Genomic DNA, 26,154 nt, shown 5'->3' on the forward strand with positions numbered 1-26,154 from the left:
GTCAACCGGACTTCCACAACCCAACCTCTGCGATACACTTAAGAAAAAACGGTATGCAGAGGTTGATTATGTACTCCCGAATTGAAGTCTTTCATGGTGATATCACCACGCTGCATGTGGATGTGGTGGTTAACGCAGCCAATCCTTCTTTGATGGGCGGTGGTGGCGTGGACGGCGCCATTCATCGGGCGGCAGGCCCCGCCCTGCTGGAGGCGTGTAAGCTGGTGCGCCAGCAGCAGGGCGAGTGCGCCCCGGGGCAGGCGGTGATTACGCTTGCCGGAAACCTGCCCGCCAAAGCGGTGATCCACACCGTTGGTCCCGTCTGGCACGGGGGAGAGCATCACGAAGCGCGGATTCTGGAGGAGGCCTACCGCAACAGCCTGAACCTGGCGGCGGCCAACGGTTATCAGACTCTCGCCTTCCCGGCAATCAGCACTGGCGTTTATGGCTATCCCCGCGCGGCAGCGGCTGAAATCGCCGTTAACACGGTTTCGGATTATCTCACCCTCAAGCCTCTGCCGGAGCGGGTATACTTTGTCTGCTATGATGAAGAAAATGCCCGACTATACAAGCGACTGCTTACCCAGCGAGGACAGGAAACCGACGCATAACACGCGACTTGGACGCGCGATTGCACCGGTCAGCTCTGCACATCCCGGCCTTTGTGGGCTTCTCCCTCTTGATAACAGTCTCGATGCCTTCGCCTGCCGTTACCGGCTGGTGGAAATGGCAGAAAAGACGCTGGATGTGCAGTACTACATCTGGGAAGACGACATGTCAGGACGCCTGTTGTTTTCCGTCTTATTATCCGCTGCCATGCGCGGTGTCCGCGTGCGTTTGTTGCTCGATGACAACAATACCCAGGGGCTGGACAGCATCCTGCGCCTGCTGGACGCGCATCCCAACTTTGATGTCCGGCTGTTTAATCCCTTTTCGTTCCGCTCCCTGCGCGCGCTGGGCTATCTCACCGATTTCGCCCGTCTCAATCGCCGGATGCACAACAAGAGTTTCACCGTGGACGGCGAGGTCACCATTATTGGCGGGCGAAACATCGGTGATGCCTATTTTGGCGCAGGCGAAGAGCCGCTCTTTTCCGATCTGGACGTGATGGCCACAGGCCCGGTGGTGCAGGATGTGGCCAATGATTTTGAGCGCTACTGGAACTGCGCGTCGGTCTCCACGCTCCAGCAGGTGCTGGAACTTTCCGAGGCGGAAATTGAAGACAAAATTCATCCCCCTGAGGAGTGGTATCGCGACGACATTACCCGTCGTTATCTGGATAAATTACAGTCCAGCGATTTTATTACCAACCTTGAGGCGGGCAAATTGCCGCTGATTTGGGCTAAAACCCGGTTACTCAGCGACGATCCGCGTAAAGGGCAGGGCCGGGCAAAACGGCACTCGCTGCTGCCCCAGCGCCTGATGGGGGTAATGGGCTCACCGTTGCAACAAATCGATATCATCTCCGCTTATTTTGTCCCTACCCGGGCGGGGGTGGCGCTGCTGCTGCAGATGGTGCGAAAAGGGGTGAAAGTCGCCATCCTCACCAACTCGCTGGCAGCGAACGACGTCTCCGTTGTGCATGCCGGTTACGCCCGCTGGCGAAAAAAGCTGTTGCGCCACGGCATCGAGCTATATGAACTAAAGCCCATTCAGGATGGCGTACCGCCGGCGCACGATCGCGGCATCACCGGGAACTCCGGCTCCAGCCTGCATGTCAAGACGTTCAGCGTCGACGGCGAGAAAGTGTTTATCGGTTCACTTAATTTTGATCCCCGTTCAACCATGCTCAATACCGAGATGGGCTTTGTCATTGAAAGCGAAAAGCTAGCAAGGATGATCCACACCCGGTTCGTGCGCAGCCAGCGCCATGAAGCCTGGCAACTCCGGTTGGATAAAATGGGACGTCTTAACTGGATTGAGCGTAAGGAGGGGCAGGAGATCGTGCATAAAAAGGAGCCCAAAACCCGTTTCTGGCAGCGGATGCTGGTGCGCCTGGCCTACTGGCTGCCGGTCGAGTGGCTGCTGTAATGACGCGCCGGTTCTGCGACCGGCGCGCAACGGCTTAACTGGTGACCTGCGGCGTTTTTTCCGTTTTGCTGGCTGGTTTGCCGGAAAAGAGAAAGCGCAGCAGCGGAATACGCAGATGAATTTCATACAGCACAATCGCAATACCCACCACAAACACCAGCCCACAGATAAAGCCCAGCAGATTTGAGCTGATATGCGGCGTAATGTAGGCGCCAAAGAACAGCGTTAACGGATGGTGCACCAGATAAATGAACAGCGAGGCGTTGACGAAATAGGTGACGCGCGCCGATTTAAAGTTCAGCAGGCGGTGACCCAGGGCAAAGACCACGTTCACCATCCACAGCCCCAGCAGCATGGTGATCACGCTTTCGGTTTCATACATCCACGCATCGCCGCTGCCATAACGCTGGTTAAGCAGATAAGCGATAAACGCCAGTAGCGCGCCGAGCGTACAGCCGCGTGACGGAGTAGTAAACAGCGCTTTCAGCTTCGGATGCACAAACGCCAGGGCGCCAATCAGGAAGAAGGGCAGGTAGAAGAGCGTCTGCATCACCACAAAGTTAAACAGGCCGTCGCTGAGGATCGGTGAATAGATAATTAAAAGCGTGCGGCGCAGCGCGGCATAGACGATACCCAGGATTAAAAACAGTACCGACAGCTTGCCCCAGGTAATATCGGCAAAAAACGCCTCCGACCGGGCGCTGAGATGATGGCGCATGCGGCTGAAGAGCCACAGGCTGACCGTGGTCATCACCACCAGCACCAGCAGGAACCACAGGTGAGAAACCAGTTCCCAGGCGAGGGTGTTGTATTTATCGTACAGCGACAGGGTGTGCCAGCTCTCCGCTTTGCCTTTGACATGTTGCAGCATAATGAATTGCGGCAGCGTCAGCAGGGGAATGGCGGTAAGCATCGGAATACCGACGCGTTCCACGCGCACTTTCCACCAGCGCTTGAGCGGATAGCGCAAAAAAAGCATGTAAGAGAAGTAGCCCGAAATAACGAAAAAGACCTGCATCCGGAAGGAGTGGATAAAATCGTTAAACAGCGTCAGCCACCACGACGACTCTGCACTATTGACGTGCCAGACGTGGCTCGAATAAATCAAGGAAATATGAAACGGGATCCCCAGCAGCATGAGCCATGCCCGGATGGAATCAAGGAAATATTCGCGTTGTGCGGGTACGGTACTCATATGACGTTGCGCATTCTCAGACTTTTCGTCTTATCCCTAAGACCAATAGTGTTTACATTCGGTGCCAACCCTACACGAAGTCTGACACACTGTCTCCAGGATAAGCACGCAAAGTGAAAACGGGTTACTTTCACTTGCTTAAACCATGAGCCAGCACGCTGAACAAAGCGGTGATTATGTTGTCGGAATGCCTGATTTTCCATTAAAATGGATCGGATCGATATAAGCACACAAAGGGGGAAGTGCTTACTTATTATGAAACATAAACCACAAATGATGAAAATGCGTTGGTTAGGAGCGGCAGTCCTGTTGTCTCTGTATACCTCATCGGCCCTGGCCTTTACCATCGACGACGTCGCAAAACAGGCAAAATCGATGGCCAGTAAAGGGTACGAAGCGCCAAAAAGTAACTTACCCTCCGTTTTCCGCGACATGAAATATGCGGACTATCAGCAGATCCAGTTTAATCACGATAAAGCCTACTGGAATAAAATAAAAACCCCGTTCAAGCTCGAGTTTTATCATCAGGGGATGTACTTCGACACGCCTGTCACCATTAATGAAGTGACCTCTAACGCGGTACGCAAAATCAAGTACAGCCCGGACTACTTTAATTTCGGCAATGTGCAACACGACAAAGACACCGTGAAAGATTTGGGCTTCGCGGGCTTTAAAGTGCTTTATCCCATCAACAGTAAAGATAAAAACGACGAAATTGTCAGCATGTTGGGGGCAAGCTATTTCCGTGTGATTGGTGGCGGTCAGGTTTATGGCCTCTCCGCGCGTGGTCTGGCGATCGATACCGCGCTGCCGTCCGGGGAAGAGTTCCCACGTTTTCGCGAGTTCTGGATCGAACGTCCGAAACCAACCGACAAGCGCCTGACCATCTATGCACTGCTGGATTCCCCGCGCGCAACGGGCGCCTATCGCTTTGTCATTATTCCTGGCCGCGATACGGTGGTCGACGTGCAGTTTAAAGTCTATCTGCGCGATAAAGTCGGCAAACTGGGCGTTGCTCCGCTGACCAGTATGTTCCTGTTCGGGCCAAACCAGCCTTCTCCTGCCACCAACTTCCGCCCGGAACTGCACGACTCTAACGGTCTGTCGATCCTTGCCGGCAACGGTGAGTGGATCTGGCGTCCGCTGAACAACCCGAAACACCTGGCGGTAAGCAGCTTCAGCATGGAGAACCCGCAGGGGTTTGGTCTGCTGCAGCGTGGCCGTCAGTTCTCCCGCTTTGAAGATCTGGACGATCGTTACGATCTGCGTCCAAGCGCCTGGATCACCCCGAAAGGCGAGTGGGGCAAAGGCAAAGTTGAGCTGGTAGAGATCCCAACCAACGACGAAACCAACGACAACATCGTCGCGTACTGGACGCCGGACCAGCTGCCGGAAGCCGGTAAAGAGATGAACTTCAACTACAGCATCACCATGAGCCGCGATGAAGACAAGCTGCATGCGCCGGAAAGCGCGTATGTTCTGCAGACCCGCCGCTCAACAGGGGATGTGAAACAGTCCAATCTGATCCGCCAGCCTGATGGCACCATCGCGTTTGTTGTCGATTTCACCGGCCAGGATATGCAGAACCTGGCGCCGGAAACCCCGGTCACCGCTCAGGCGAGCATTGGTGACAATGGTGAGATCGTTGAGAACAGCGTGCGTTATAACCCGGTCACCAAAGGCTGGCGTTTAACTCTGCGCATTAAAGTGAAAGACGCGAAACAGCCGACTGAGATGCGTGCCGCCCTGGTCAACGCCGATCAGCCGTTGAGTGAAACCTGGAGCTATCAGCTACCTGCCAATGAATAAGATAACTGAGTATATCGATGCCATGCCGCTGACCGATATCGAGAAGGCGGCACTGCCGAAGGGTGACATCAGCGCGGTTCACACCGCGCTGGATGCCGATCATCATCCGTTTACGCGTGAAGATGATACTCCGCTGGGCTCGGTTAAAAGCCGTCTCGAACAGGCCTGGCCCGATTCACTGGCCGAAGGCCAGCTGATCCGCGATGACGAAGGGCGCACCCAGCTTGAGGCGATGCCGAAAGCGACGCGCTCTTCCATGTTCCCGGATCCCTGGCGCACCAACCCGGTGGGCCGTTTCTGGGATCGCCTGCGTGGCCGCGACACCAATCCGCGCTATCTCTCTCGCCTCTCTAAAGAGCAGCAGGCCAGCGAGGAAAAATGGCGTACCGTCGGCAGTATTCGCCGCTACATCCTGCTGCTGTTAACCATTGCGCAGACCGTCGTCGCTACCTGGTATATGAAGACGATCCTTCCGTACCAGGGCTGGGCGCTGATCAATCCGGCCGATATGTTCGACCAGGATCTGCTGGTCTCGTTTATGCAGCTGCTGCCTTATATTCTGCAAAGCGGCATCCTGCTGCTGTTCGCCATTCTCTTCTGCTGGGTATCGGCCGGTTTCTGGACTGCGCTGATGGGCTTCCTGCAGCTGCTGATAGGCCGGGATAAGTACAGCATTTCGCACTCTACGGTGGGGGATGAACCCCTCAATCCTGAACACCGTACTGCGCTTATCATGCCTATCTGTAACGAAGATGTGGATCGCGTTTTTGCCGGCCTGCGCGCCACCTGGGAGTCGGTGAAAGCCACCGGTAACGCCGAACACTTCGACGTTTACATCCTGAGTGACAGCTACAACCCGGATATCTGCGTGGCAGAACAGAAAGCGTGGATGGAACTTATCGCCGAAGTGCAGGGCGAAGGGCAGATCTTCTACCGTCGTCGTCGTCGTCGCGTGAAGCGTAAAAGCGGTAACATCGATGACTTCTGCCGTCGCTGGGGCAGTCAGTACAGCTATATGGTGGTGCTGGATGCCGACTCGGTGATGACCGGTGAGTGTCTGACGGGCCTTGTGCGCCTGATGGAAGCGAACCCGAATGCCGGGATCATTCAGTCTTCGCCGAAAGCGTCGGGTATGGACACGCTCTATGCGCGTTGCCAGCAGTTTGCGACCCGCGTCTACGGGCCGCTGTTTACTGCCGGTCTGCACTTCTGGCAGCTGGGTGAGTCGCACTACTGGGGGCATAACGCCATTATCCGCGTGAAGCCGTTCATTGAGCACTGTGCGCTGGCGCCGCTGCCGGGCGAAGGCTCGTTTGCGGGTTCTATCCTGTCGCATGACTTCGTGGAAGCCGCGCTGATGCGTCGTGCCGGTTGGGGGGTGTGGATCGCCTATGACCTGCCGGGCTCCTATGAAGAGCTGCCGCCAAACCTGCTGGATGAGCTGAAGCGTGACCGCCGCTGGTGTCACGGGAACCTGATGAACTTCCGTCTGTTCCTCGTAAAAGGGATGCACCCGGTACACCGTGCCGTGTTCCTGACCGGCGTAATGTCCTACCTCTCAGCGCCGCTGTGGTTTATGTTCCTGGCCCTGTCGACCGCCCTGCAGGTGGTACACGCCCTGACCGAGCCGCAGTACTTCCTGCAGCCGCGCCAGCTGTTCCCGGTCTGGCCGCAGTGGCGTCCTGAGCTGGCGATAGCGCTCTTTGCCTCGACGATGGTGCTGCTCTTCCTGCCGAAGCTGCTGAGTATTGTGCTCATCTGGTGTAAGGGCTCTAAGGAGTACGGTGGTTTCTTCCGCGTGACGCTCTCCCTGCTGCTGGAGGTGTTGTTCTCCGTGCTGCTGGCCCCGGTGCGTATGCTGTTCCACACCGTCTTCGTGGTCAGCGCCTTCCTCGGCTGGGAAGTGGTCTGGAACTCGCCGCAGCGTGACGATGACTCTACGCCGTGGAGTGAAGCCTTTATGCGTCACGGTTCGCAGATGCTGCTCGGTCTGGTCTGGGCGGTGGGCATGGCGTGGCTGGATCTGCGCTTCCTGTTCTGGCTGGCGCCGATTGTCTTCTCGCTGATCCTCTCCCCGTTTGTGTCGGTGATCTCAAGCCGTTCAACGGTGGGTCTGCGCACCAAACGCTGGAAGCTGTTCCTGATCCCGGAAGAGTATTCCCCGCCGCAGGTGCTGGTGGATACAGACAAGTATCTGGAGCTCAACCGCAGCCGTTCGCTGGAAGATGGGTTTATGCACGCGGTGTTTAACCCGTCATTCAACGCCCTGGCCATCGCTATGGCGACTGCCCGTCACCGTGCCAGCCGCGTGCTGGAGATCGCCCGCGATCGTCACGTTGAGCAGGCGCTGAACGAGACGCCAGAAAAGCTGAACCGTGACCGTCGTCTGGTGCTGCTAAGCGATCCTGTCACCATGGCGCGGATGCATCATCGTGTCTGGGCCGCCCCGGAGAAATACTCTTCGTGGGTGAACTATTACCAGACGCTGAAGCTGAATCCGCAGGCGTTGAAAGCGAAGTGATGTGTCGGATGGCGCTACGCTTACCCGGCCTACAAAATCTGTAGACCCGTGCAAGCGCAGCGCCGCCGGGCAAATAAATACCGGCTCTTGAGCCGGTATTTTTATCTTTCGAGGTACTGGATGAGATTTTTCACCGTCATCACAATGGCGCTATTACTGAGCGGCTGCGGCAGTATTATCAGCCGGACGATCCCAGGGCAGGGACACGGCAATCAATACTACCCGGGCGTGCAGTGGGACGTTCGCGACTCCGCATGGCGCTACCTGACGGTGCTGGATCTGCCGTTCTCGCTGGTCTTTGACACGCTACTGCTGCCCATCGACGCTCAGCACGGGCCTTATGAGTAATTAGCGCTCGTCCCACTCATCCGCTGCGGTTTGCCCCTCTTCGGTATCCAGCGGCGGTTCAAGCTGAAACTCACCCTCATCCCATTCATGCAGGGTGTTCTCTTCCAGCCACTCCTGACGCAGCTCTATCTCGTCATAATCGCCATCAAACACCGCCTGAGCCGCTTCGCCGCTCAGTACGGGCAGGCACTCGCCGTCTTCGCCGTCATCGGCAAAAAATTCGGCCTGCCACATAATGTCCCCATCCTGCATGACATATTTCTGGATATTGAGTTGCTCAATATTCGCGTCATCTTCCTCAATGCCGGGATTATCAGCGAGGAATTCCTCGCGCGCGGCATCAATCGCTTCCTCTAGAGTGGCAAACATAGTCATCGGCGTCTCCCTGTGATTTGACATGGTGTTCAGGGAAAGGATAGCTGATTCTCCATAATTGCAAGTATGAAAGCCGTAAAACCTTCACGAAGTTGTCTTAATCGGGCGCAGAGACCTTATCCTGCCCGGGAACCCCCCGCGGCTGGCGAAAGGCGCGCGACAGACTCACCCATGAGTAAAAGGCGTTAAACATCACCACGCAGGCGGTCACAATAAACACCGCCCGGAAACAGTAGCTGGCGGCAATACCGGCTCCGAGGAGCGGGCCGGTGACGTTACCGATATCGCGGAACGACTGGTTATAGCTGAAGATGCGTCCGGCTATCTGATTGGTGGAGTTATAGACCAGCAGGGTCTGCACCGCAGGCAGCAGGGCGCCATCGGCCGCCCCGAGTAAAAAGCGCAGAACGCCCAACTGCCACGGCGATTGCACAAATGACATCGGGATGAGGAGTAGCACGGAGATCACCAGCGCGACGATCAGGATCCTTTCCGGACCAATCCGATCGCCCAGTTTCCCCAGCCGCGGGGCGCTGATCAGGGCGGCTACGCCGGGCACCGAGGCAATCATGCCGCTGATAAAGGCGATATTGCCCAAGTGCCCGGCCAGGTCGCGCACGTAGAGCGTCAGGATCGGCGCAATGGAGCCGGTAGCGACCTGAATAATCATGGTGGTGACAAACAGGCTGATGACCAGGCGAGGATTTTTAAGCGAGGCAAAGACCTCGCGGGCATGCAGCATCTCTTTTTTCGGCACCGGGGTAAAATTTTCCCGGATGCAGAATAAGGTCACCAGGAAGCAGGCAAACAGAACGCCCGCGGTGATAAAAAATACTGGCCGCAAACCGTAGCTGTCCGCCAGTAATCCCCCGGCCAGCGGGCCAAGCAGGGCACCACTCACCGCACCAGTGGAGAGGGTTCCCAGCGCCCAGCCGCTTTTATGACGGGGGATCTGCGTGGCGATGAGCGCGTTGGCATTGGGTACAAAGCCGCCCAGCAGCCCCAGCAGCGCGCGTAACACCAGAAACTGCCAGATGTTTTGCGCCAGCCCCATCAGCAGCATGATGATGGCCATCCCCAGCGCCGAACGCAGCAGCATAATTTTGCGCCCTTTGCGGTCGGCCAGCCCACCCCAGAACGGTGAGGCGATGGCGGAGAAGAGAAACGTGATGCTGAACACCAGTCCGGACCACATATTGAGCGCGCTGTGACCGCTGACGCCGAGCTGTTCTACGTAAAGCGGCAGAAAAGGCATCACCAGGCTAAATGCGGCACCCGTGAGAAAGCAGCCCAGCCAGGCAACCATGAGGTTCCGCTTCCAGTTTATTGGCGTTTCTGAGGGAGACATAGCTATCCGCGTTATGATGCGCAGCGGCATCATTATAAAAGAAAGTAATAAGCCTGCTAATTATGCGCCTGGGTGATGGGTGCTGCAATGATGGTGAGCATTATAAGCTTAAAGGGAAGTGCGGCCCGTAGGCCGCAAAGGAGGATTAATAGCGGGAAGGCACGCCTTCCGGACGGGTTTTAAAGCGACGATGCAGCCACATATACTGTTCCGGTGCCAGCAGGATGCATTTCTCAACCACGCGATTCATCCACGCGGCGGTGGTTGTCGCATCGTCCAGCGGCGGAGAACATTCCGGTTCCAGCATCATCAGTTCATAGCCCTTGCCGTCAGGTTTGCGACGCGGCACAAAAGGAACAATGGCCGCGTTCGAGAGACGGGCCAGGGTCCATGTCCCGGTGGTGGTTGCCGCCTCGTCGACCGCAAAGAAGGGCACAAAGACGCTGGCGGTCGGGCCGTAGTCATGATCCGGCGCGTACCAGATCACTTCACCGGATTTCAGGGCGCGGATCATCCCCTTGAGATCTTTACGGTCGATCATGCTCTTGTTGGAGCGCATCCGGCCCCAGGTTTGCAGCCAGTCGATCACCGGGTTGTCGTTCGGGCGATAGACGCCAATACCGGGCGCCTGCATACCAAACATCCGCGCGCCTATCTCCAGGGTCAGAAAATGGACGCCGATCAGCAGAACGCCGGTTTTATTGGCCTGCAGATTGTGCACCGGATCCATGCCGGTACCGGTCACTTCCGTCCAGCGCGCCATGCGCTTATTAGACCAGAACCAGGCCATGCCGGTTTCCATCAGCCCCATGCCGACGGATTCAAAATTTTTCACCACCATGGTGTCACGCTCATGCTCGCTCATCTCCGGGAAACAGAGTTCCAGATTACGGCGGGCAATGCGGGCGCGGCGGGACATAAAGCGCATCGCCAGTCGACCCAGACCGCAGCCAAGACGGTAGATCAGCGGGTAAGGCAGTTGCACCAGTAACCATAATAAACCGATGCCAGCCCAGGTCAGCCAGTAACGAGGATGTAGAAGCGCAATGGAAAATTTAGGTAGTTGAGTCATGTCGTTCCTGTTTGTGATACGTCCTGTTGGCGTAGTGTCGCATTTTTCCATTGATAACCAAAATGCATCGCTATGGAATGGTCATGAATAGAGCAAATGTTATACCCTCGGCATTTTAACGTGAGAAATGTAGCGCAAAATGAAGGGATGTAAATTCCCAATGTTTGCTATATGATGCCGACCGATTTTCATTCTTATACGATTGCAGGAACCGTACACCATGCCAGTGTTACACAACCTCATTTCGAACGAAGAGCTGAAAGCGCGCATGTTGGCTGAAACCGAGCCGCGCACGACGATCTCGTTCTATAAATATTTCACCATCGTTAACCCGCAGGCTACCCGCGACGCGCTGTACAAGGCGTTAACCGCGCTGAACGTCTTTGGCCGTATCTATCTTGCCCATGAGGGCATCAATGCTCAGATCAGCGTGCCTGAAAGCAAGGTCGATGAGTTGCGCAGCTTCCTTTATGGCTTCGATCCGGCTCTGGACGGCCTGCGCCTGAACATTGCCCTGGACGATGATGGGAAATCCTTCTGGGTGCTGCGCATGAAAGTGCGCGAGCGCATTGTGGCGGACGGCATTGATGACCCGACCTTTGATGCCAGCGACGTGGGCGATTACCTGAAAGCGTCAGAAGTGAATGCCATGCTGGACGATCCTGACGCCGTGTTTATCGATATGCGTAACCACTACGAATATGAAGTGGGCCATTTCGAAAACGCCCTTGAGATCCCGGCAGATACTTTCCGTGAGCAGTTGCCAAAAGCCGTTGAGATGATGCAGGAGCATAAGGACAAAAAAATTGTCATGTACTGCACCGGCGGGATCCGCTGCGAAAAAGCCAGCGCCTGGATGAAGCACAACGGTTTTAACAAAGTCTGGCATATCGAAGGCGGGATCATCGAGTATGCCCGTCGCGCCCGCGAGCAGGGGCTGCCAGTGCGCTTTATTGGCAAGAACTTCGTCTTTGACGAGCGGATGGGGGAGCGCATCTCGGACGATGTGATTGCCCACTGCCATCAGTGCGGCACCGCCTGCGACACCCATACCAACTGCAAAAATGACGGTTGTCATCTGCTGTTTATTCAGTGTCCGGCCTGCGCTGAGAAGTTTAACGGCTGCTGCAGCGAGCTGTGTAGCGAAGAGAGCATGTTGCCTGAAGAGGAGCAGCGTCGCCGCCGTGCCGGGCGCGAAAATGGCAATAAGATCTTTAATAAGTCGCGGGGGCGTCTGAATACCCGCCTGGGCATTCCTGATCCGGAGTGACCCTGAAACCTTGCCCGGTCGCGTGACCGGGCGAGGGCATTACTTCTGCTGTACCCCTTCCACCGAAATAATCAGCTCAACGTCCTGCGACGCCGGGCCCAGATCGGTCGTGATGTTGAAGTCTTTCAGATGAATTTTGCCTGATGCTTCAAAGCCTGCGCGTTTGCCGCCCCAGGGATCGTCACCCTGACCAATCAGTTTTGCATCCAGCTTAACCGGTTTCGTTACGCCATTGAGCGTCAGGTTGCCGGTAATATCCAGCCCGTCACCATCCTTTTTCACCTCGGTCGAGGTAAAGGTCGCCTGCGGGTATTTCGCCACGTTGAGGAAGTCTGCGCTGCGCAGATGCTTATCGCGCTCAGCGTGGTTCGTATCGAGGCTGTTGGTGTTCAGGGTGACATTGACCTTATCATTCGCCGGATTGCTCTCATCAAAGGTGAAGGAGCCATCGAAATCCTTGAATGTGCCGTACAGCCAGCTGTACCCCAGATGCTGAATACGGAAGTTCACAAAGGCGTGCTGGCCTTGTTTATCAATTTTGTAATCCGCTGCCACGGCGGCGCCGGTGGTGAACAGCAGAGACGCTAAGGTTAATCCCAGCAGGCTTTTCTTCATTTTATGCTCCAGAGTCAGGGGACGCTTTGCCCAACATACGTGTCAGGGTGGCGTCTTTGTCGATAAAGTGATGTTTTATGGCGGCAAGGCCATGTAATACGGAGAGAATGACTACGCCCCAGGCCAGCCATAAATGCACGGTTCCGGCCAGATCGGCCTGTGGGCCGGCATCGGCCAGCAGGGCGGGCACGTCAAACAGGCCGAAGACACTGATAGGTTTTCCGTCGGCGGTGGAGATCAAATAGCCGCTGATCAGGATGGCGAAAAGCAAGGCGTAGAGGGCAATATGCGCGGCGGCAGCGCTCATACGCGTAAAGCGAGTCTGGCTTTTCAACGCCGGCGGAACAGGGGAGACATGGCGCCACAGCAGCCGCACCACCAGCGCCAGCATCAGCATAAAGCCAATGCTTTTGTGCAGCTCCGGTGCCTGGTGATACCAGCCATCGTAATAGCTCAGGGTCACCATCCAGAGGCCAAGACCAAACATGCCGTAAACCGCAATCGCCATCAGCCAGTGCAGACTCATGGAAATAACGCCATAGCGTGTGGGGGAATTTCGCACCTGCATTTTGAACACCATTATTAATTCGCAAGCGCTAAAAATGGCGTGGGGAAAACATTAATGCAAATGATATTTACATATATTCAATATTAATTTTATTCGTTCAGTTATTTTGAATTAAAAACAGAAGTTATAGTCAATTACGCTGTAAAGGATTTTCGGGATTGGCTGATTTTTGGTGGGTTAAGACGTTTTTATGATGTTCAAATAATTTATTGTGAAATTATAGTTATTTTAAGAAATGTCAATTTTTGTCAATGAATCTCATCAGAAAAATACAATATAAAGGATATCGAGGATTGCCAACAGCGACCACAGCAAAATATAGAGCATCAGGTGCTCGCGAATATTATTGACCAGATAGCTAACGATACGACGCATGAATATACCGGTAAAAGGATGAAAGAAAGGCTTCGGAAACCCGAAGCCTGACACCATTATCGGCTAAAGCGAGACAGGGAGAAAGGCGTGAGATCAAACGGTGGGGCGATCTGCTGTGAGAATTGTGCGGCAATCTCTCCCAGCACGCTGGCGAATTTGAATCCGTGCCCGCTCAGGCCGGTGATCAGCAGCGTATTATCATGGCCCGGCAGGGTATCAATGATGAAATCTTCGTCCGGCGTGTTGTCATAGGTACAGGCTGCTCCGTGTAACAGGCCGCCGATACCCGGCAGTACGTTGCGCAGGAATTTAAACGCTTCAGAGCCATCGCCAGGATACGCGCCAAACGGCTTACGTTCTTCCGGGGAGTTAATCACCTGCCCGCCGTTGTGTTTACCGATCTTCAGGGCATCTTTCTCGGATGGGAAGCCGTAAAACTGGTCGCCGTCAGGCAGCTCGCCGGTAAAGGCAGGGAAGTGATTCTGATGGCTGTAACGGCCGTCGGACTGGAACCAGGAGAAGACCTTGCGCACCGGCTGGACAGGCAGACCTGGCACCAGACGTGAAACCCAGGTGCCGGCGCTCACCAACAGGCGGCTTGCGCTGTAGGGGCCTTCCGGGGTGTCAACGGTGACGCCGTCATCATGATGGGTAATGGCGCTCACCGGGCAGTTAAACAATTGGGCGCAACCCGCCTCTTTCGCCAGTGCAATCCAGGTTTTAATGGCCAGTTCGCTGCGTAGTACCCCGGATTCGGCCTCAAACAGACCGATATAACCTTCGGGCACCTGGATTTCAGGCCAGCGCTTCATTACCGCCGCCGCGTCCAGCCGCTCAAGATTGAGATTGAACTGACGGGCGCTCTGCTCGACGTTCGCCAGGAATGACGAATCGGATGGCCCAAGATTGACCACGCCCGTACGTTCAAAGACCGGCTCACCGCTGATTTGCGCCAGTTCATCCCACAGCGCCTGCGCCCGTAACACCAGCGGCACATAGCGTTCGCCTTCGCCGTAAGCGTGGCGCATCAAACGGGTATCGCCGTGGTGACTCCCTTCGGTGTGGGGCGGCATATGGGCATCGATCATCAGTACGTTCTGACCGGCTCGCGTTGCGTAATAGCCTGCCGCCGCGCCGACAGATCCGCTGCCAATAATAATAAGATCGTATTTCATGAGGCTCTCTTTACGCGTTTCGTTGGTTAGCAGGGTAATTAAGAAGGCAGGGTTATACAAGGGAGAAATAAACGAGGCACCGTGAGGTGCCTGTTGGGTGAAAAAGTGTCGTGACGCTAGTGTCGCCGGTACTCATTTTCCTGGTAGTCACTGGATTCTATTTTTGCAATACCGGCTTCTAGAATAGAAATAAACTGACGTGCGACATCTGTGGTTAACCACAACGTCTGCCCAACTTCCGCTTCTTCGGTGTCAGGGTGATTTGGGGTCTGGTAATGCAAACGCAGCATCAGTGCGTCGTAGCTATCTACAGTGCTGATATCCCAGCCTACAAGCGGATGGGTCTGGATGACTTCATTATTCTTTTCCATCATAACCCCCTGAATACGTGTTAAAAAGATAACGACTGTGAGGTTCAATGCGTGTTTTTCTGAAGCAATTTCAGTATATCAATAAATAAGGCTTCTGAAGGGAAAAAGAAACAGGCAGTCCAAAATATTTATGCGTTTTAGGATTGTTTGAACATTAAAACATCACCTTGCCGATGATTTTTGACAGAGTCAGTCAGAATATTCGTGCTTTTGACGTGAAAAGAGGAAAAAAAGCCGGGGCGACCCGGCAAAAAAACACAATGAAGGAGAAATTTAATCGGTAATAAACCAGTCGTCAGCGCTCTCCCAGGTTTCCTGTAAAATTTCGCTGATGCGCTCTTTATCATCTTTTGCGCCACCGATGACCGAGAGATTGTTTGACCCCGCATAACGCACGGTGACGGCACCTTCGCGTTCGGGAAAGGAGTTGTTTATACGGCGGGATAATTCACCCGCCAGTGCATCCAGCGCACCAGCAGGCAAAGGCGTTGTTCTGGCAATGGTCACTTCAATACGCATAATTGCCCCCTGTGTCATATACTGTGTATTTATACAGTTATATTATTGAACTTACAACAGGGGGCAAACAATTTTTAACGCTTCACCGTCCACTGAACGGTTTCACCTGCGAGGAAGGGGATCAGGGTGTCGTCGGTCAGGGGGATAGACTCCGCGACGCTGCTCTCTTCGCGCACCAGCTCAACAAAGCTCTCATTCACTGGCAGACCATAGAAACGCGGCCCGTTCAGGGAGCTGAACGCCTCAAAATGTTGCAGGGCATTCATCTCGTCAAACACCTGCGCGTAGCTGGCAAGGGCGGTCGGGGCGTTAAAGCAGCCTGCACAGCCGCAGCTGGCCTCTTTCCGATGACGGGCATGGGGCGCGGAGTCGGTGCCGAGGAAGGCGCGCTCAAAGCCGCTGGCAACCAGTTCGCGTAGCGCCTGCTGGTGGACATTGCGTTTGAGGATCGGCAGGCAGTAGAGGTGCGGACGCACGCCACCCACCAGCATATGGTTGCGGTTGAACATCAGGTGCTGCGGGGTGATGGTGGCCGCCAGAAGCTCATTGCCATCACGCACGTACTCCGCGGCATCTTTGGTGGTGATGTGTTCAAACACCACTTTCAGACCCGGCAGGCGCTGGCGCAGCGGCTCCATCACGGTTTCGATGAAGCGGGCTTCACGGTCGAAAATGTCGATGTCGGCGTGGGTCACTTCGCCGTGCACCAGCAGCGGCATCCCCAGTTTTTCCATACGCTCCAGCACCGGCATAATCGCGTCAATGCTGGTGACACCGTGGCTGGAGTTGGTGGTGGCGTTGGCCGGATAGAGTTTGGCGGCGGTAAAGACCCCTTCGCTAAAGCCGCGCTCAATCTCATTCGGATCGAGCGTGTCGGTCAGATAACAGGTCATCAGCGGGGTAAAATCGTGGCCGGCAGGCACGGCATCAAGAATGCGCTGGCGATAGGCGATCGCCGCATCGACCGTGGTGACCGGCGGCACCAGGTTTGGCATGACAATCGCGCGGCCATAAATTTCACTGGTATACGGCACGACGGTTTTCAGCATATCGCCATCGCGAAGATGGATATGCCAGTCGTCTGGGCGGCGGATTTTCAAAACCTGGGATTGTGCAGTCATGGATAGGCTCCGGCTGAGTGAGATGATTTTTGCCGGACACAAAGAATAGGGGGAAACGTTTTCGTTTGCACTCTTTTCTGTAAAAAAAGGCGCCGAAGCGCCTCACAGGTTAATCGACGAAGGGGATGACAATCTCACCCGGCTTCACTTCGATACCTTTTGCATACTTTTTCGCCAGTGCTTCGCCCTGGCTGTTGTCTTCGCTCAGGATATAAGCCGGCTGGTGATTAAAGTAGTTTTGCAGGGACTGGTTCAGGTACGGCATCAGCGTCTGCAGAACCGGCTTCATCTTCTCCGGCGAGACCACAGCGTCGGTGATCTCCATCTGTTGCAGGTAGATGGCGCCCAGATCCTTATTGAAGACCGGCAACGCTTTTAACTTCAGCTTGATATTGGCTTTCTGGCTGCCGAACAGCGAATTCATATCCAGACTGGCATCGCCGGAGAGCATCACTTTGTTTGGCTCTTCGCGGCCAATCTGGCTGGCAAGATTGCTCAGGACGATATGCGCATCGGCGACGCCGGGCACTCCGATATCTTTCGCAAAGTTATTGCGCTTCTGCAGGGCCTGGTTGATCTCCTGTTCACTGACCGTGTACTGGGTGAGCTGATTACAACCAACCAGCAGACCGCTGATGATCAACGCAGTGGCAATAACAATCTTTTTCATGGTTTTCCTCGACATACTGGCGCTTCAATCCTGACGCGCCAGTATGTCAGGGGACTGTCCCTCAGACCAGCAGAATAAACTGATAACGGCGAAGAACAGGAATAGTGCCTGAGTCCCGGTCAGGCTCCGGGCTCCAGCACGCCGGGTGCAGCGCGCTTGTGGCTGAACTGCCAGCCCAGCGCGAAGAAGGTGGTTACCCCAATCAACGTCAGCATCATCCATGGCAATTCAGGCTGGTTAAAGGCTTTCCCGGCATCGAACAGCCAGCCGCCGCCGGCATAGCCCAGCGCGCCACCAATCGCCAGACCGAGACGGCTAAAACCCATATAGCTGCCTCGCGCACGCGGATCGGCCAGCTCGGCGCTCAGCGTTTCACGGGCGGGTTCGGCGATGATGGAGCCAATATAGAAGGTGCAAATCAGCATAAACAGCTGTTGCAGGGAGCTCACCATCCCAATGGGCAGCATGCTCAGGGACATCAGCAGCAGGCCCGCCATCAGGCGATGCTCCAGGCGGAAGCGTTTTTCGCTCCAGCGGGCAATAGGGTAGAGCAGGGTGAGGGAGAGGCAGGCCTCAATGGCGTACATCCACTTCACCGCCGCCGGCGAGCCGGCAATATCATTAACCATGATCGGCAGCATCAGCATCACCTGTACGCCGAGCATGTAATAGCCCGCCAGGGTCAGCACATAGGTGATAAAACGTTTGTCGCGCCAGACGCGATCGAGCCCCTCCCGTACCGGCGCTTTGACGGTAGAGAGCTTCCAGGCGGGCAGCAGCCAGGCGTTAAAGGCCGCACACAGAATAAAAAGCACTGCACCCGTGGCGCAGACCAGCCGAAAATCGTACTGCAACAGCCAGCTTCCCAGCAGCGCACCCACCACCGCGCCCGCGCTGTCCTGCATCATCAGCAGCGAGAAAAAACGCCCGCGATGCCGGGGACGGATCAGCTTCACGACGAGCGCCGTGCGCGGCGGATCGAACAGCGTGCCGCCCAGCCCGGAGACAATACAGGAGACCCATAGCAGCCAGGGTTCATGGGCAATCGCCATGGTGGCAAAACCCGCCGCCCGCAGCAGCATGCCGGTGACAATCATCGGTTTGGCACCAAAGCGGTCGGCAATCGCGCCGCCAAACACCCCTAGCCCCTGCTGGACAAACTGGCGCAGCCCCAGCGCAATGCCGACCATCAACGCTGCCCAGCCCATCTGATCCACAAAGCGAATGGAGATGAGCGGAAATACGACAAAAAAGCCGAGTACAACCAGCATGTTATCAACAAGCAGGAAATATTTACCCAGGCTCCGGGCCTGTGAGATATGGGACATTTCCCCTCCAGGGAAATATACCCGTCATACTTCAAGTTGCCGGTGCGTTGGCCTCCTCGCTCACCCCTGTCACTTACCGGAGTAAGCTCCAGGGGATTCGCTGCGTCGCCGCCTTCCTGCAACTCGAATTATTTAGGGTATCAAGATAATGAGCGCGCTAATATTCTGCGGTTTCGCCGGGTTTTTTCCCACTGCGCAGGCGACAATATTTTTTTATCAAAAAGGCACTTTGATTGAGGGTTTTCATCGAAAAATGTGAAAAGTCTTCAAAATGGTATGTCGCTGTTTTCCCAGACGGCAGCGGCGCAGGTATAGTAAAGCTAACGGGTCAAGGTTGTAACATGAAGGAGTTGTATCCATGTTTGGCTATCGCAGTAATGTGCCGAAAGTGCGTCTGACGACCGACCGGCTGGTGGTTCGCCTCGTGCATGAGCGTGATGCCTGGCGTCTGGCGGACTACTACGCTGAGAATCGTCAGTTTTTAAAACCCTGGGAACCCGTGCGGGATGAGAGCCACTGCTATCCTTCCGGCTGGCAGGCCCGGCTGAGCATGATCGCCGAGTTTCACAAGCAGGGCTCGGCGTTCTACTTTGCTCTGCTGGATCCCGATGAAAAAGAGATTATCGGCATCGCCAACTTCTCTAACGTGGTGCGGGGCTCGTTTCATGCCTGCTATCTGGGGTACTCCATCGGGCAAAAATGGCAGGGGCAGGGGCTGATGTTTGAGGCGCTGACCTCGGCAATCCGCTATATGCAACGTACCCAGCATATGCACCGCATTATGGCCAACTATATGCCACACAATCAGCGCAGCGGCGGTCTGCTGGCGCGCCTCGGATTTGAAAAGGAAGGCTACGCCAAAGATTACCTGCTGATTGACGGCGAATGGCGCGATCATGTCCTGACGGCGCTGACAACCAAAGAGTGGAGCGCGGGGCGCTAAGGAACAGAGATGAAATACCAGTTAAGCGCCACAGAAGCGCGCGTCATTGGCTGCCTGCTGGAGAAGCAGGTCACGACGCCGGAGCAGTATCCGCTCTCGGTAAATGCGGTCACCCTGGCCTGCAACCAAAAAACCAACCGTGAACCGGTGATGAACCTTGCCGAACATGAGGTACAGGATCTGCTGGATGCACTGGTGAAACGCCACTACCTGCGCACCGTCAGCGGCTTTGGCAATCGCGTCACCAAATATGAGCAGCGTTTTTGCAACTCCGAGTTTGGCGCCCTGAAGCTAAACTCCGCCGAAGTGGCGCTGATCGCCACCCTGCTGCTGCGCGGGGCGCAGACCCCTGGCGAGCTGCGCACCCGGGCGGCGCGTATGCATGAATTCGCCGATATGCAGGAGGTGGAGCAGACCCTCGAAGGCCTGGCGGCAAGAGAAGATGGCCCGTTTGTCCTGCGTCTGGCGCGCGAGCCCGGCAAGCGTGAAAGCCGCTATATGCATCTTTTCAGCGGAGAAGTTGAAACCGTCGCCGCCGTCGTTGAGGCAGCGGCTCCCGCCACGGACGAAACCTTACTGGCCCGCGTTGAAGCGCTGGAAAACGAAGTCGAAGAACTGAAGCAGCGCCTCGATTCGCTGCTGGCACATCTGGGAGATTAACGGTGACAAAATTACGTGTGGGCGTGGTAGGGCTGGGTGGGATCGCCCAGAAAGCCTGGCTGCCGGTGCTGAGCGCCGCATCAGACTGGACATTGCAGGGGGCATGGTCGCCCTCGCGGGATAAGGCGATCAGGATCTGTGAATCGCTGCGTATGCCTTACTATGAGTCGTTGCAGGATCTGGCCCGCGCCTGTGATGCGGTCTTTGTCCATACTTCCACCGCCACCCATTACCAGGTGGTTAGCGAGCTACTGCATGCCGGGGTGCATGTCTGTGTTGATAAACCGCTGGCGGATAATCTGGCCGACGCCGAGCGCCTGGTCGATCTCGCCGCGCAGAAGAAGCTCACTCTGATGGTCGGTTTCAACCGTCGCTTTGCGCCGCTCTATCAGCAGCTGAAAAACGGGCTTCAGGGGGCGGCATCGCTGCGCATGGATAAGCATCGCGCCGACAGCGTCGGCCCCAACGATCTGCGTTTTACCCTGCTGGATGATTATCTGCACGTGGTGGACACCGCGCTGTGGCTGGCGGGAGATAATGCGCGTCTCACCGGCGGCACGCTGCAAACCAACGAGCAGGGGGCGATGATCTATGCCGAGCACCATTTCAGCACGGGCAATATGCAGATCACCACCTCCATGCACCGCCGGGCAGGCAGCCAGCGGGAGTGGGTCCAGGCGGTAACGGACGGCGCGCTGCTGGACGTGACCGATATGCGCGAGTGGCGCGAAGAGCGGGGCGCTGGAGTGGTTACGCCGGCTATTCCTGGCTGGCAGAGCACCCTGGAGCAGCGTGGTTTTGCGGGCTGCGCGCGCCACTTTATTGAATGCGTGCAAAATCAGACGGTTCCTGAAACCTCGGGTGAACAGGCGATCCGCGCCCAGCGCATCGTGGAGAAGCTCTGGCGCGATGCCATGAGCGAATAACCCTCTGTAACATCTGCCCATAGCAATTCCTGTTTTTACGAGTAGACTAGGCGCGTTTTGCGTTTTCCAGGCCGGGTACGCATAGCGATACCCGGCGAAATTACGCCTGCTTTGCAGGCGTTTTGTTTCAGGTAGTGGAAGCTCACGTTAATGAACCTATTAAAATCGCTGGCCGCCGTCAGCTCGATGACCATGTTTTCGCGCGTGCTGGGTTTTGCGCGCGACGCCATTGTGGCGCGGGTCTTTGGCGCAGGGATGGCCACTGACGCCTTTTTTGTCGCGTTCAAACTGCCCAACCTGCTGCGTCGAATTTTTGCCGAAGGCGCCTTTTCCCAGGCGTTTGTGCCTATCCTCGCGGAATACAAAAGCAAGCAGGGTGAAGACGCCACCAGGGTCTTTGTCGCGTATGTGTCGGGGCTGTTGACCCTCGCGCTGGCCATCGTCACCGTGATTGGGATGCTGGCAGCACCCTGGGTGATTATGGTGACCGCCCCCGGCTTTGCCGATACCGCTGACAAGTTTGCCCTGACCACGCAGCTGCTGCGCATCACCTTTCCTTATATTCTGCTGATCTCGCTGGCGTCGCTGGTCGGGGCCATCCTCAATACCTGGAACCGCTTCTCGGTACCGGCCTTTGCGCCGACCTTCCTTAACGTCAGCATGATCGGCTTTGCGCTGTTTGCCGCGCCGCACTTCCATCCGCCAGTACTGGCGTTGGCCTGGGCGGTGACGGTGGGGGGCGTGCTCCAGCTGGCGTATCAACTGCCGCACCTGAAGAAAATCGGCATGCTGGTGCTGCCGCGCATTAACCTGCGCGATGCCGGCGCGATGCGGGTGGTGAAGCAGATGGGGCCGGCGATCCTTGGCGTGTCAGTGAGCCAGATTTCACTCATCATCAACACCATCTTCGCCTCCTTCCTCGTCTCCGGGTCGGTATCCTGGATGTACTACGCCGATCGCCTGATGGAGTTTCCCTCCGGGGTGCTGGGGGTGGCGCTGGGTACGATCCTGCTGCCGTCACTCTCCCGCAGTTTCGCCAGCGGCAATCATGATGAATATTGCCGCCTGATGGACTGGGGGTTACGCCTTTGCTTCCTGCTGGCGCTGCCAAGCGCCGTGGCGCTGGGGATCCTGGCGAAACCACTCACCGTCTCCCTGTTCCAGTACGGGAAATTTTCCGCGTTTGATGCCGCCATGACCCAGCGAGCGCTGGTAGCCTATTCCGTCGGGCTGATAGGGCTTATCGTGGTGAAAGTGCTGGCTCCGGGCTTCTATTCGCGCCAGGACATCAAAACCCCGGTGAAGATCGCCATTGTGACGCTGATCATGACCCAGGTGATGAACCTTGCGTTTATCGGCCCGTTGAAGCATGCCGGTCTGTCATTATCCATCGGTCTGGCGGCCTGTCTCAACGCCGGGCTGCTCTACTGGCAACTGCGTAAGCAGCAGATCTTTACTCCGCAGCCGGGCTGGTCGCGCTTCCTGCTGCGTCTGGTGATTGCGGTGCTGGTGATGGCGGCCGCGCTGGTGGGGATGCTCTACGTAATGCCGGACTGGTCTCTGGGCGCCATGCCGTATCGTCTGCTGCGCCTGATGGCGGTCGTGCTGGTGGGGGTAGTGGCCTACTTCGCCACCCTCGCGGTGCTGGGCTTTAAGGTGAAAGAGTTTACCCGCCGCACGGCGTAACGCAAAAAAAGGGGAGCGCCTGTCGGTGCTCCCCATTTCTGCGGCTATCGCCTGATTAAATCGAAATTTTCTTTCCGCCGCTGCGTGAGCTGGCTGTCTGGCCATCGGCGCCATACAGTCCTGTCTCCTGATGCGGCTTAAGCACGGCAAGCGCCTGCTGGTTACGAAGGATTTGCCCTTCCAGTAACCACCCGTTGTGCTGATTCAGATCGCGCAGATGCTGCGTTTTTTCAGTAATAGTTTGCCAGCGTTCGACGACATCATCATTTGCACTATGGCGCGCGGATTGCTCGCTGCGTCGCTGCTGTTCAAGGTAATCCAGCGTGGCCAGCAGTGAGCTTTTATCTTCTGTAATGCGCTGCAGCGCGCTGCCATGAACATTTCCGGCAGAGAGCTGCTGCTGTTCGGCGTCCATGACCGTTTTCAGGTCGTTCAACACGACCGTCATTTGATCCATTATTTCCGTCAGACGACTCATACAGTGGTTACTCTAAGAAACTTTGCGCATCCTGGATCAGCGCATCAGCGATTTTACTGGTATCCATTTTCAGCTCGCCATTGCGAATGGCGGTTTTCAGCGCTTCAACACGCTCCATGTTGATATCGTTGCTACCAGGCTGCATCAGTTTCGCCTGGGCATCGCTCAGCGTGACGCTGGTGCTGTTGGCGGTCGCCGATTTTTGCGGGCGAGTCTTTGCAGTGGCAGTGTCATTCATTTCGCGCGGTTGAACTGGGCTAACCGGCTTCAGGGGCGATGTACGATCAATGCTCATTATGTTGTCCTCATCGAGGGTTCGCGGCGTTGGCGCCTGACATCATCATTAAGTTACTTCTATATCGGCAGCCGCCGCATAATCTTTAAAAAGATTATAGGTTAATCAGAATATTCCCATCAGGATCCACCGTTCCGCTCACCACCTGGCCCGAAGACATTCTCACCCGGGCGTTTTGCGCAACCGCCGCATTGTTTAGCGCCTGGCCTTCACCGTTAACGCTAAAGCCGTCGCCGCTGGCGATAACCATCACCCGCTGCCCGGCTTTGATCCGCCATGATTGACGCAGCATCGATAGCTGCAAAGGCTGCCCTGGCACCAGATCGCGCAAGCTGACGGCATTCTGCACCTGATGAATATCCAGGATGGCCCGGGGTGGAAGCTGATCCAGCCTGCCGCGCTTCAGCGTCACGCTGTCCGGCTGCAGGGCGGCACCCCGGGGGATACTCCGGGACGCGACAACATAATCGCCCGTTGCCTGAACTGCAACCTGTATAAATCGTTTTTCATTGCCACATCGTGCGGTAACGCTGACGTTGCCCCACAGCTTCGTGTTGCCGAGAACGCTGAATGCAGGCGTCTTGCACGAAGGACGCATGCTGGCGGGTGTGCGAACCTGCACCGAAACCTCATCGCTGAACCCCGCCAGCCGCTGGGCAAAAAATTCCGTCAGCTGGGCGTCAAGATCCTGCGCCTGCGTGAGGGCGCTCCAGAGGAGCAGGGTTGCGGTGAAACCACGTTTGAGTGCCATATCGCCCGTTACCGTCGGTTTAATGATGAGCAGAATTCTACCTGTAGCGGTTTGTCATCAACGCAATAAATAGCGACGCATTTTGTGCTTATTCCGTCGATGAAGTAGACGGGGTGAGATTTAAGCTATCCACTGAAATTTTGCCATCAGCGGAGGAGACATGCTCGATAAACTCGACGCCGCGCTACGTTTTCAGCAGGAAGCGCTCAATTTACGCGCCCAGCGTCAGGAGATTCTGGCCGCCAATATCGCTAACGCCGACACCCCCGGGTTTCAGGCGCGCGATATCGATTTTTCCAGTGAATTAAAGAAAGTGATGGAGCGCGGTCGGGCCGAAAATAGCGGTGTCGCCCTTGCGCTGACGTCTGCACGCCACATTCCCGCACAGACCGTGACCACCCCGAGTATCGATTTACTTTATCGCATTCCCGATCAGCCATCCCTGGACGGTAACACCGTTGATATGGACCGGGAGCGTACGCAGTTCGCCGATAACAGCCTGCAGTACCAGATGGGGCTGACCGTTCTCGGCGGGCAGATTAAAGGCATGATGAATGTTCTGCAGGGAGGCAATGGTTAATGGCCTTACTCAATATCTTTGATATCGCGGGTTCAGCCCTGACCGCGCAATCGCAACGACTGAACGTCGCCGCCAGTAACCTGGCGAACGCCGACAGCGTGGCGGGTCCGGACGGGCAACCTTATCGCGCCAAACAGGTGGTGTTCCAGGTCGATGCCGCACCGGGCGCCGCAACCGGCGGGGTAAAAGTCGCCAGCGTAATTGAGAGCCAGGCACCGGACAAGCTGGTCTACGAGCCGGGCAACCCGCTGGCGGACGCCAACGGCTACGTCAAAATGCCGAACGTGGATGTGGTGGGCGAGATAGTGAACACCATGTCAGCGTCCCGCAGCTACCAGGCCAACGTTGAAGTACTGAACACCGTGAAGAGCATGATGCTTAAAACGCTCACTCTGGGCCAGTAAAGGAGAGATCAATGTCCATTGCAGTCAATGTAAATGACAGGTCGAGTGCCACAGGCGTCAGCGGCACTACCGGCAACAGTTCGCTTACCGGCAGCAACGCGTCCGATCTGCAAAGCAGCTTCCTGACGCTGTTGGTCGCGCAGCTGAAAAACCAGGATCCAACCAACCCGATGCAGAACAACGAACTGACCACGCAGCTTGCGCAGATCAGTACGGTGAGCGGCATCGAGAAACTCAACACCACGCTGGGTTCTATTTCCGGGCAGCTCGACAGCAGCCAGTCGATGCAGGCCAGCACGCTGATTGGGCATGGCGTGATGATCCCGGGCTCCACCATTCTGGCAGGCAGCAGCAGCACCGAGGGCACCAGCACCACCTCCACCACGCCGTTTGGTGTTGAGCTGCAGCAGAGCGCCGATAAAGTGACCGCCACCATCACCGACAGAAACGGTGCGGTGGTTCGCACTATTGATATCGGCGAACTGAAAGCCGGTGTTCATACCTTTACCTGGGACGGCACGATGACCGACGGCAGCAGTGCGCCAAATGGTTCGTATAACGTTGCTATCTCCGCCAGCAGCGGCAGTACGCAGCTGGTGGCCCAGCCACTGCAGTTCGCGATGGTGCAGGGTGTGATCCGCAGCAGCAACGGTAACACGCTGGATCTGGGGACTTACGGTACAACTACGCTCGACGAAGTTCGGCAGATTATATAAGCCT

The 26,154-nt window shown here is 56.1% G+C and carries 29 protein-coding genes; 13 read left to right on the forward strand and 16 right to left on the reverse strand.

The window, feature by feature from the left end:
• The first annotated feature begins 68 nt into the window (after positions 1-68).
• Together ymdB and C3406_RS04060 are read left to right on the forward strand one after the other, a co-directional pair.
• On the forward strand, positions 69-611 hold the full coding sequence (gene ymdB, locus C3406_RS04055; RefSeq protein ID WP_103823683.1) for an O-acetyl-ADP-ribose deacetylase: 543 nt from the start codon (positions 69-71) through the stop codon (positions 609-611).
• Positions 547-2,031 carry a phospholipase D family protein gene (locus C3406_RS04060; RefSeq protein WP_199182734.1) on the forward strand — a complete coding sequence of 495 codons (1,485 nt, stop codon included), beginning with the start codon at positions 547-549 and terminating at the stop codon, positions 2,029-2,031. Before ymdB ends, C3406_RS04060 begins: the two co-directional genes overlap by 65 nt.
• Before the next feature lie 34 nt (positions 2,032-2,065).
• Here the strand turns inward: C3406_RS04060 and mdoC are convergent, their stop codons facing one another.
• Positions 2,066-3,226 (reverse strand): glucans biosynthesis protein MdoC, encoded by a 1,161-nt coding sequence (gene mdoC / locus C3406_RS04065; RefSeq protein ID WP_103823685.1) that lies wholly within the window; start codon positions 3,224-3,226, stop codon positions 2,066-2,068.
• A gap of 273 nt (positions 3,227-3,499) precedes the next feature.
• On the opposite strand from mdoC, the gene mdoG reads away from it, so the two are divergent.
• From mdoG to C3406_RS04085, 3 genes are all read left to right on the forward strand, one after another.
• Positions 3,500-5,035 (forward strand): glucans biosynthesis protein MdoG, encoded by a 1,536-nt coding sequence (gene mdoG, locus C3406_RS04075; RefSeq protein ID WP_146052353.1) that lies wholly within the window; start codon positions 3,500-3,502, stop codon positions 5,033-5,035.
• The gene (gene mdoH / locus C3406_RS04080; RefSeq protein ID WP_103179055.1) at positions 5,028-7,556 is read left to right on the forward strand and encodes a glucans biosynthesis glucosyltransferase MdoH; all 2,529 of its coding nucleotides are present in this window, start codon (positions 5,028-5,030) and stop codon (positions 7,554-7,556) included. Before mdoG ends, mdoH begins: the two co-directional genes overlap by 8 nt.
• 120 nt (positions 7,557-7,676) lie before the next feature.
• Positions 7,677-7,904 (forward strand): YceK/YidQ family lipoprotein, encoded by a 228-nt coding sequence (locus C3406_RS04085; protein WP_103823687.1) that lies wholly within the window; start codon positions 7,677-7,679, stop codon positions 7,902-7,904.
• On the opposite strand, the gene C3406_RS04090 is transcribed toward C3406_RS04085, so the two are convergent.
• The 3 genes from C3406_RS04090 to C3406_RS04100 all read right to left on the reverse strand — a co-directional run bounded on the left by C3406_RS04090 (position 7,905) and on the right by C3406_RS04100 (position 10,699).
• Positions 7,905-8,279, reverse strand: coding sequence for a MysB family protein (locus C3406_RS04090; protein ID WP_039032335.1), 375 nt, complete (start codon positions 8,277-8,279; stop codon positions 7,905-7,907).
• 97 nt (positions 8,280-8,376) lie between these two features.
• Positions 8,377-9,627 (reverse strand): multidrug efflux MFS transporter MdtG, encoded by a 1,251-nt coding sequence (gene mdtG / locus C3406_RS04095; protein ID WP_103823688.1) that lies wholly within the window; start codon positions 9,625-9,627, stop codon positions 8,377-8,379.
• Positions 9,628-9,772: 145 nt separating this feature from the next.
• Positions 9,773-10,699 (reverse strand): Kdo(2)-lipid IV(A) acyltransferase, encoded by a 927-nt coding sequence (locus C3406_RS04100; protein ID WP_103823689.1) that lies wholly within the window; start codon positions 10,697-10,699, stop codon positions 9,773-9,775.
• 220 nt (positions 10,700-10,919) lie between these two features.
• On the opposite strand from C3406_RS04100, the gene trhO reads away from it, so the two are divergent.
• Complete coding sequence (gene trhO / locus C3406_RS04110; RefSeq protein ID WP_103823690.1) at positions 10,920-11,969, forward strand: oxygen-dependent tRNA uridine(34) hydroxylase TrhO; 1,050 nt, start codon at positions 10,920-10,922, stop codon at positions 11,967-11,969.
• A gap of 39 nt (positions 11,970-12,008) precedes the next feature.
• Here the strand turns inward: trhO and C3406_RS04115 are convergent, their stop codons facing one another.
• The 9 genes from C3406_RS04115 to mdtH form a co-directional block, all read right to left on the reverse strand.
• Positions 12,009-12,584, reverse strand: a complete 576-nt coding sequence (locus C3406_RS04115; protein WP_103179061.1) for a YceI family protein — start codon at positions 12,582-12,584, stop codon at positions 12,009-12,011.
• Between the two features lies 1 nt (position 12,585).
• A complete protein-coding gene (locus tag C3406_RS04120; RefSeq protein ID WP_103823918.1) occupies positions 12,586-13,152 on the reverse strand; it encodes a cytochrome b in 567 nt (188 codons plus the stop codon).
• A 261-nt stretch (positions 13,153-13,413) separates the two neighbouring features.
• Positions 13,414-13,527 (reverse strand): YceO family protein, encoded by a 114-nt coding sequence (locus tag C3406_RS04125; RefSeq protein ID WP_103823691.1) that lies wholly within the window; start codon positions 13,525-13,527, stop codon positions 13,414-13,416.
• Between the two features lie 56 nt (positions 13,528-13,583).
• Entirely contained in the window at positions 13,584-14,702 is a 1,119-nt protein-coding gene (gene solA / locus C3406_RS04130; RefSeq protein WP_103823919.1) for an N-methyl-L-tryptophan oxidase, read from the reverse strand.
• A gap of 116 nt (positions 14,703-14,818) precedes the next feature.
• The gene (gene bssS, locus C3406_RS04135; RefSeq protein ID WP_103179063.1) at positions 14,819-15,073 is read right to left on the reverse strand and encodes a biofilm formation regulator BssS; all 255 of its coding nucleotides are present in this window, start codon (positions 15,071-15,073) and stop codon (positions 14,819-14,821) included.
• Positions 15,074-15,346: 273 nt separating this feature from the next.
• A complete protein-coding gene (gene dinI / locus C3406_RS04140; protein WP_103823692.1) occupies positions 15,347-15,592 on the reverse strand; it encodes a DNA damage-inducible protein I in 246 nt (81 codons plus the stop codon).
• Positions 15,593-15,666: 74 nt separating this feature from the next.
• Entirely contained in the window at positions 15,667-16,713 is a 1,047-nt protein-coding gene (gene pyrC / locus C3406_RS04145; RefSeq protein ID WP_103823693.1) for a dihydroorotase, read from the reverse strand.
• Positions 16,714-16,822: 109 nt separating this feature from the next.
• Positions 16,823-17,383, reverse strand: a complete 561-nt coding sequence (locus C3406_RS04155) for a lipoprotein (protein WP_103823694.1) — start codon at positions 17,381-17,383, stop codon at positions 16,823-16,825.
• A gap of 119 nt (positions 17,384-17,502) precedes the next feature.
• Positions 17,503-18,711 (reverse strand): multidrug efflux MFS transporter MdtH, encoded by a 1,209-nt coding sequence (gene mdtH / locus C3406_RS04160; RefSeq protein ID WP_103823695.1) that lies wholly within the window; start codon positions 18,709-18,711, stop codon positions 17,503-17,505.
• A 358-nt stretch (positions 18,712-19,069) separates the two neighbouring features.
• Between mdtH and rimJ the strand changes: the two genes are divergently transcribed.
• The 4 genes from rimJ to murJ all read left to right on the forward strand — a co-directional run bounded on the left by rimJ (position 19,070) and on the right by murJ (position 22,926).
• Positions 19,070-19,654 carry a ribosomal protein S5-alanine N-acetyltransferase gene (gene rimJ / locus C3406_RS04165; protein ID WP_103179068.1) on the forward strand — a complete coding sequence of 195 codons (585 nt, stop codon included), beginning with the start codon at positions 19,070-19,072 and terminating at the stop codon, positions 19,652-19,654.
• Between the two features lie 9 nt (positions 19,655-19,663).
• A complete protein-coding gene (locus tag C3406_RS04170) occupies positions 19,664-20,314 on the forward strand; it encodes a YceH family protein (RefSeq protein ID WP_103823696.1) in 651 nt (216 codons plus the stop codon).
• A gap of 2 nt (positions 20,315-20,316) precedes the next feature.
• Complete coding sequence (locus tag C3406_RS04175) at positions 20,317-21,240, forward strand: Gfo/Idh/MocA family protein (protein WP_103823697.1); 924 nt, start codon at positions 20,317-20,319, stop codon at positions 21,238-21,240.
• Positions 21,241-21,390: 150 nt separating this feature from the next.
• The gene (murJ, locus tag C3406_RS04180; RefSeq protein WP_103823698.1) at positions 21,391-22,926 is read left to right on the forward strand and encodes a murein biosynthesis integral membrane protein MurJ; all 1,536 of its coding nucleotides are present in this window, start codon (positions 21,391-21,393) and stop codon (positions 22,924-22,926) included.
• A 55-nt stretch (positions 22,927-22,981) separates the two neighbouring features.
• Here murJ and flgN read toward each other — a convergent pair whose 3' ends face one another.
• The 3 genes from flgN to flgA all read right to left on the reverse strand — a co-directional run bounded on the left by flgN (position 22,982) and on the right by flgA (position 24,450).
• Positions 22,982-23,404 (reverse strand): flagella biosynthesis chaperone FlgN, encoded by a 423-nt coding sequence (flgN, locus tag C3406_RS04185; RefSeq protein ID WP_103179072.1) that lies wholly within the window; start codon positions 23,402-23,404, stop codon positions 22,982-22,984.
• 7 nt (positions 23,405-23,411) lie between these two features.
• Positions 23,412-23,699, reverse strand: a complete 288-nt coding sequence (gene flgM / locus C3406_RS04190) for a flagellar biosynthesis anti-sigma factor FlgM (RefSeq protein ID WP_103179073.1) — start codon at positions 23,697-23,699, stop codon at positions 23,412-23,414.
• 94 nt (positions 23,700-23,793) lie between these two features.
• Entirely contained in the window at positions 23,794-24,450 is a 657-nt protein-coding gene (flgA, locus tag C3406_RS04195; RefSeq protein ID WP_103823699.1) for a flagellar basal body P-ring formation chaperone FlgA, read from the reverse strand.
• Between the two features lie 160 nt (positions 24,451-24,610).
• On the opposite strand from flgA, the gene flgB reads away from it, so the two are divergent.
• Genes flgB through flgD form a run of 3 tightly spaced genes read left to right on the forward strand, consistent with a single transcriptional unit; the run spans position 24,611 to position 26,150 of the window.
• Entirely contained in the window at positions 24,611-25,030 is a 420-nt protein-coding gene (gene flgB / locus C3406_RS04200) for a flagellar basal body rod protein FlgB (protein WP_103179075.1), read from the forward strand.
• A complete protein-coding gene (flgC, locus tag C3406_RS04205; protein ID WP_103823700.1) occupies positions 25,030-25,434 on the forward strand; it encodes a flagellar basal body rod protein FlgC in 405 nt (134 codons plus the stop codon). The genes flgB and flgC overlap by 1 nt, the downstream gene beginning before the upstream one ends.
• Positions 25,435-25,445: 11 nt before the next feature.
• Complete coding sequence (gene flgD / locus C3406_RS04210) at positions 25,446-26,150, forward strand: flagellar hook assembly protein FlgD (protein WP_103823701.1); 705 nt, start codon at positions 25,446-25,448, stop codon at positions 26,148-26,150.
• Positions 26,151-26,154: the final 4 nt, after the last annotated feature.

Source organism: Leclercia sp. LSNIH8, assembly GCF_002920195.1.
GTDB lineage: Bacteria > Pseudomonadota > Gammaproteobacteria > Enterobacterales > Enterobacteriaceae > Enterobacter.

Bases quoted from the DNA above. Each gene is read 5' to 3' on its own strand.
- flgD (WP_103823701.1), top strand. From the start codon at position 25,446: ATGTCCATTGCAGTCAATGTAAATGACAGGTCGAGTGCCACAGGCGTC.
- mdtH (WP_103823695.1), bottom strand. From the start codon at position 18,711: ATGTCCCATATCTCACAGGCCCGGAGCCTGGGTAAATATTTCCTGCTT.
- mdoC (WP_103823685.1), bottom strand. From the start codon at position 3,226: ATGAGTACCGTACCCGCACAACGCGAATATTTCCTTGATTCCATCCGG.
- C3406_RS04125 (WP_103823691.1), bottom strand. From the start codon at position 13,527: ATGCGTCGTATCGTTAGCTATCTGGTCAATAATATTCGCGAGCACCTG.
- flgN (WP_103179072.1), bottom strand. From the start codon at position 23,404: ATGAGTCGTCTGACGGAAATAATGGATCAAATGACGGTCGTGTTGAAC.
- dinI (WP_103823692.1), bottom strand. From the start codon at position 15,592: ATGCGTATTGAAGTGACCATTGCCAGAACAACGCCTTTGCCTGCTGGT.
- C3406_RS04170 (WP_103823696.1), top strand. From the start codon at position 19,664: ATGAAATACCAGTTAAGCGCCACAGAAGCGCGCGTCATTGGCTGCCTG.
- C3406_RS04100 (WP_103823689.1), bottom strand. From the start codon at position 10,699: ATGACTCAACTACCTAAATTTTCCATTGCGCTTCTACATCCTCGTTAC.
- flgB (WP_103179075.1), top strand. From the start codon at position 24,611: ATGCTCGATAAACTCGACGCCGCGCTACGTTTTCAGCAGGAAGCGCTC.
- C3406_RS04120 (WP_103823918.1), bottom strand. From the start codon at position 13,152: ATGCAGGTGCGAAATTCCCCCACACGCTATGGCGTTATTTCCATGAGT.
- C3406_RS04155 (WP_103823694.1), bottom strand. From the start codon at position 17,383: ATGAAAAAGATTGTTATTGCCACTGCGTTGATCATCAGCGGTCTGCTG.
- C3406_RS04115 (WP_103179061.1), bottom strand. From the start codon at position 12,584: ATGAAGAAAAGCCTGCTGGGATTAACCTTAGCGTCTCTGCTGTTCACC.
- trhO (WP_103823690.1), top strand. From the start codon at position 10,920: ATGCCAGTGTTACACAACCTCATTTCGAACGAAGAGCTGAAAGCGCGC.
- mdoH (WP_103179055.1), top strand. From the start codon at position 5,028: ATGAATAAGATAACTGAGTATATCGATGCCATGCCGCTGACCGATATC.
- pyrC (WP_103823693.1), bottom strand. From the start codon at position 16,713: ATGACTGCACAATCCCAGGTTTTGAAAATCCGCCGCCCAGACGACTGG.
- flgM (WP_103179073.1), bottom strand. From the start codon at position 23,699: ATGAGCATTGATCGTACATCGCCCCTGAAGCCGGTTAGCCCAGTTCAA.
- mdoG (WP_146052353.1), top strand. From the start codon at position 3,500: ATGATGAAAATGCGTTGGTTAGGAGCGGCAGTCCTGTTGTCTCTGTAT.
- rimJ (WP_103179068.1), top strand. From the start codon at position 19,070: ATGTTTGGCTATCGCAGTAATGTGCCGAAAGTGCGTCTGACGACCGAC.
- flgC (WP_103823700.1), top strand. From the start codon at position 25,030: ATGGCCTTACTCAATATCTTTGATATCGCGGGTTCAGCCCTGACCGCG.
- bssS (WP_103179063.1), bottom strand. From the start codon at position 15,073: ATGGAAAAGAATAATGAAGTCATCCAGACCCATCCGCTTGTAGGCTGG.
- solA (WP_103823919.1), bottom strand. From the start codon at position 14,702: ATGAAATACGATCTTATTATTATTGGCAGCGGATCTGTCGGCGCGGCG.
- C3406_RS04060 (WP_199182734.1), top strand. From the start codon at position 547: ATGAAGAAAATGCCCGACTATACAAGCGACTGCTTACCCAGCGAGGAC.
- C3406_RS04085 (WP_103823687.1), top strand. From the start codon at position 7,677: ATGAGATTTTTCACCGTCATCACAATGGCGCTATTACTGAGCGGCTGC.
- C3406_RS04090 (WP_039032335.1), bottom strand. From the start codon at position 8,279: ATGACTATGTTTGCCACTCTAGAGGAAGCGATTGATGCCGCGCGCGAG.
- flgA (WP_103823699.1), bottom strand. From the start codon at position 24,450: ATGGCACTCAAACGTGGTTTCACCGCAACCCTGCTCCTCTGGAGCGCC.
- mdtG (WP_103823688.1), bottom strand. From the start codon at position 9,627: ATGTCTCCCTCAGAAACGCCAATAAACTGGAAGCGGAACCTCATGGTT.
- ymdB (WP_103823683.1), top strand. From the start codon at position 69: ATGTACTCCCGAATTGAAGTCTTTCATGGTGATATCACCACGCTGCAT.
- murJ (WP_103823698.1), top strand. From the start codon at position 21,391: ATGAACCTATTAAAATCGCTGGCCGCCGTCAGCTCGATGACCATGTTT.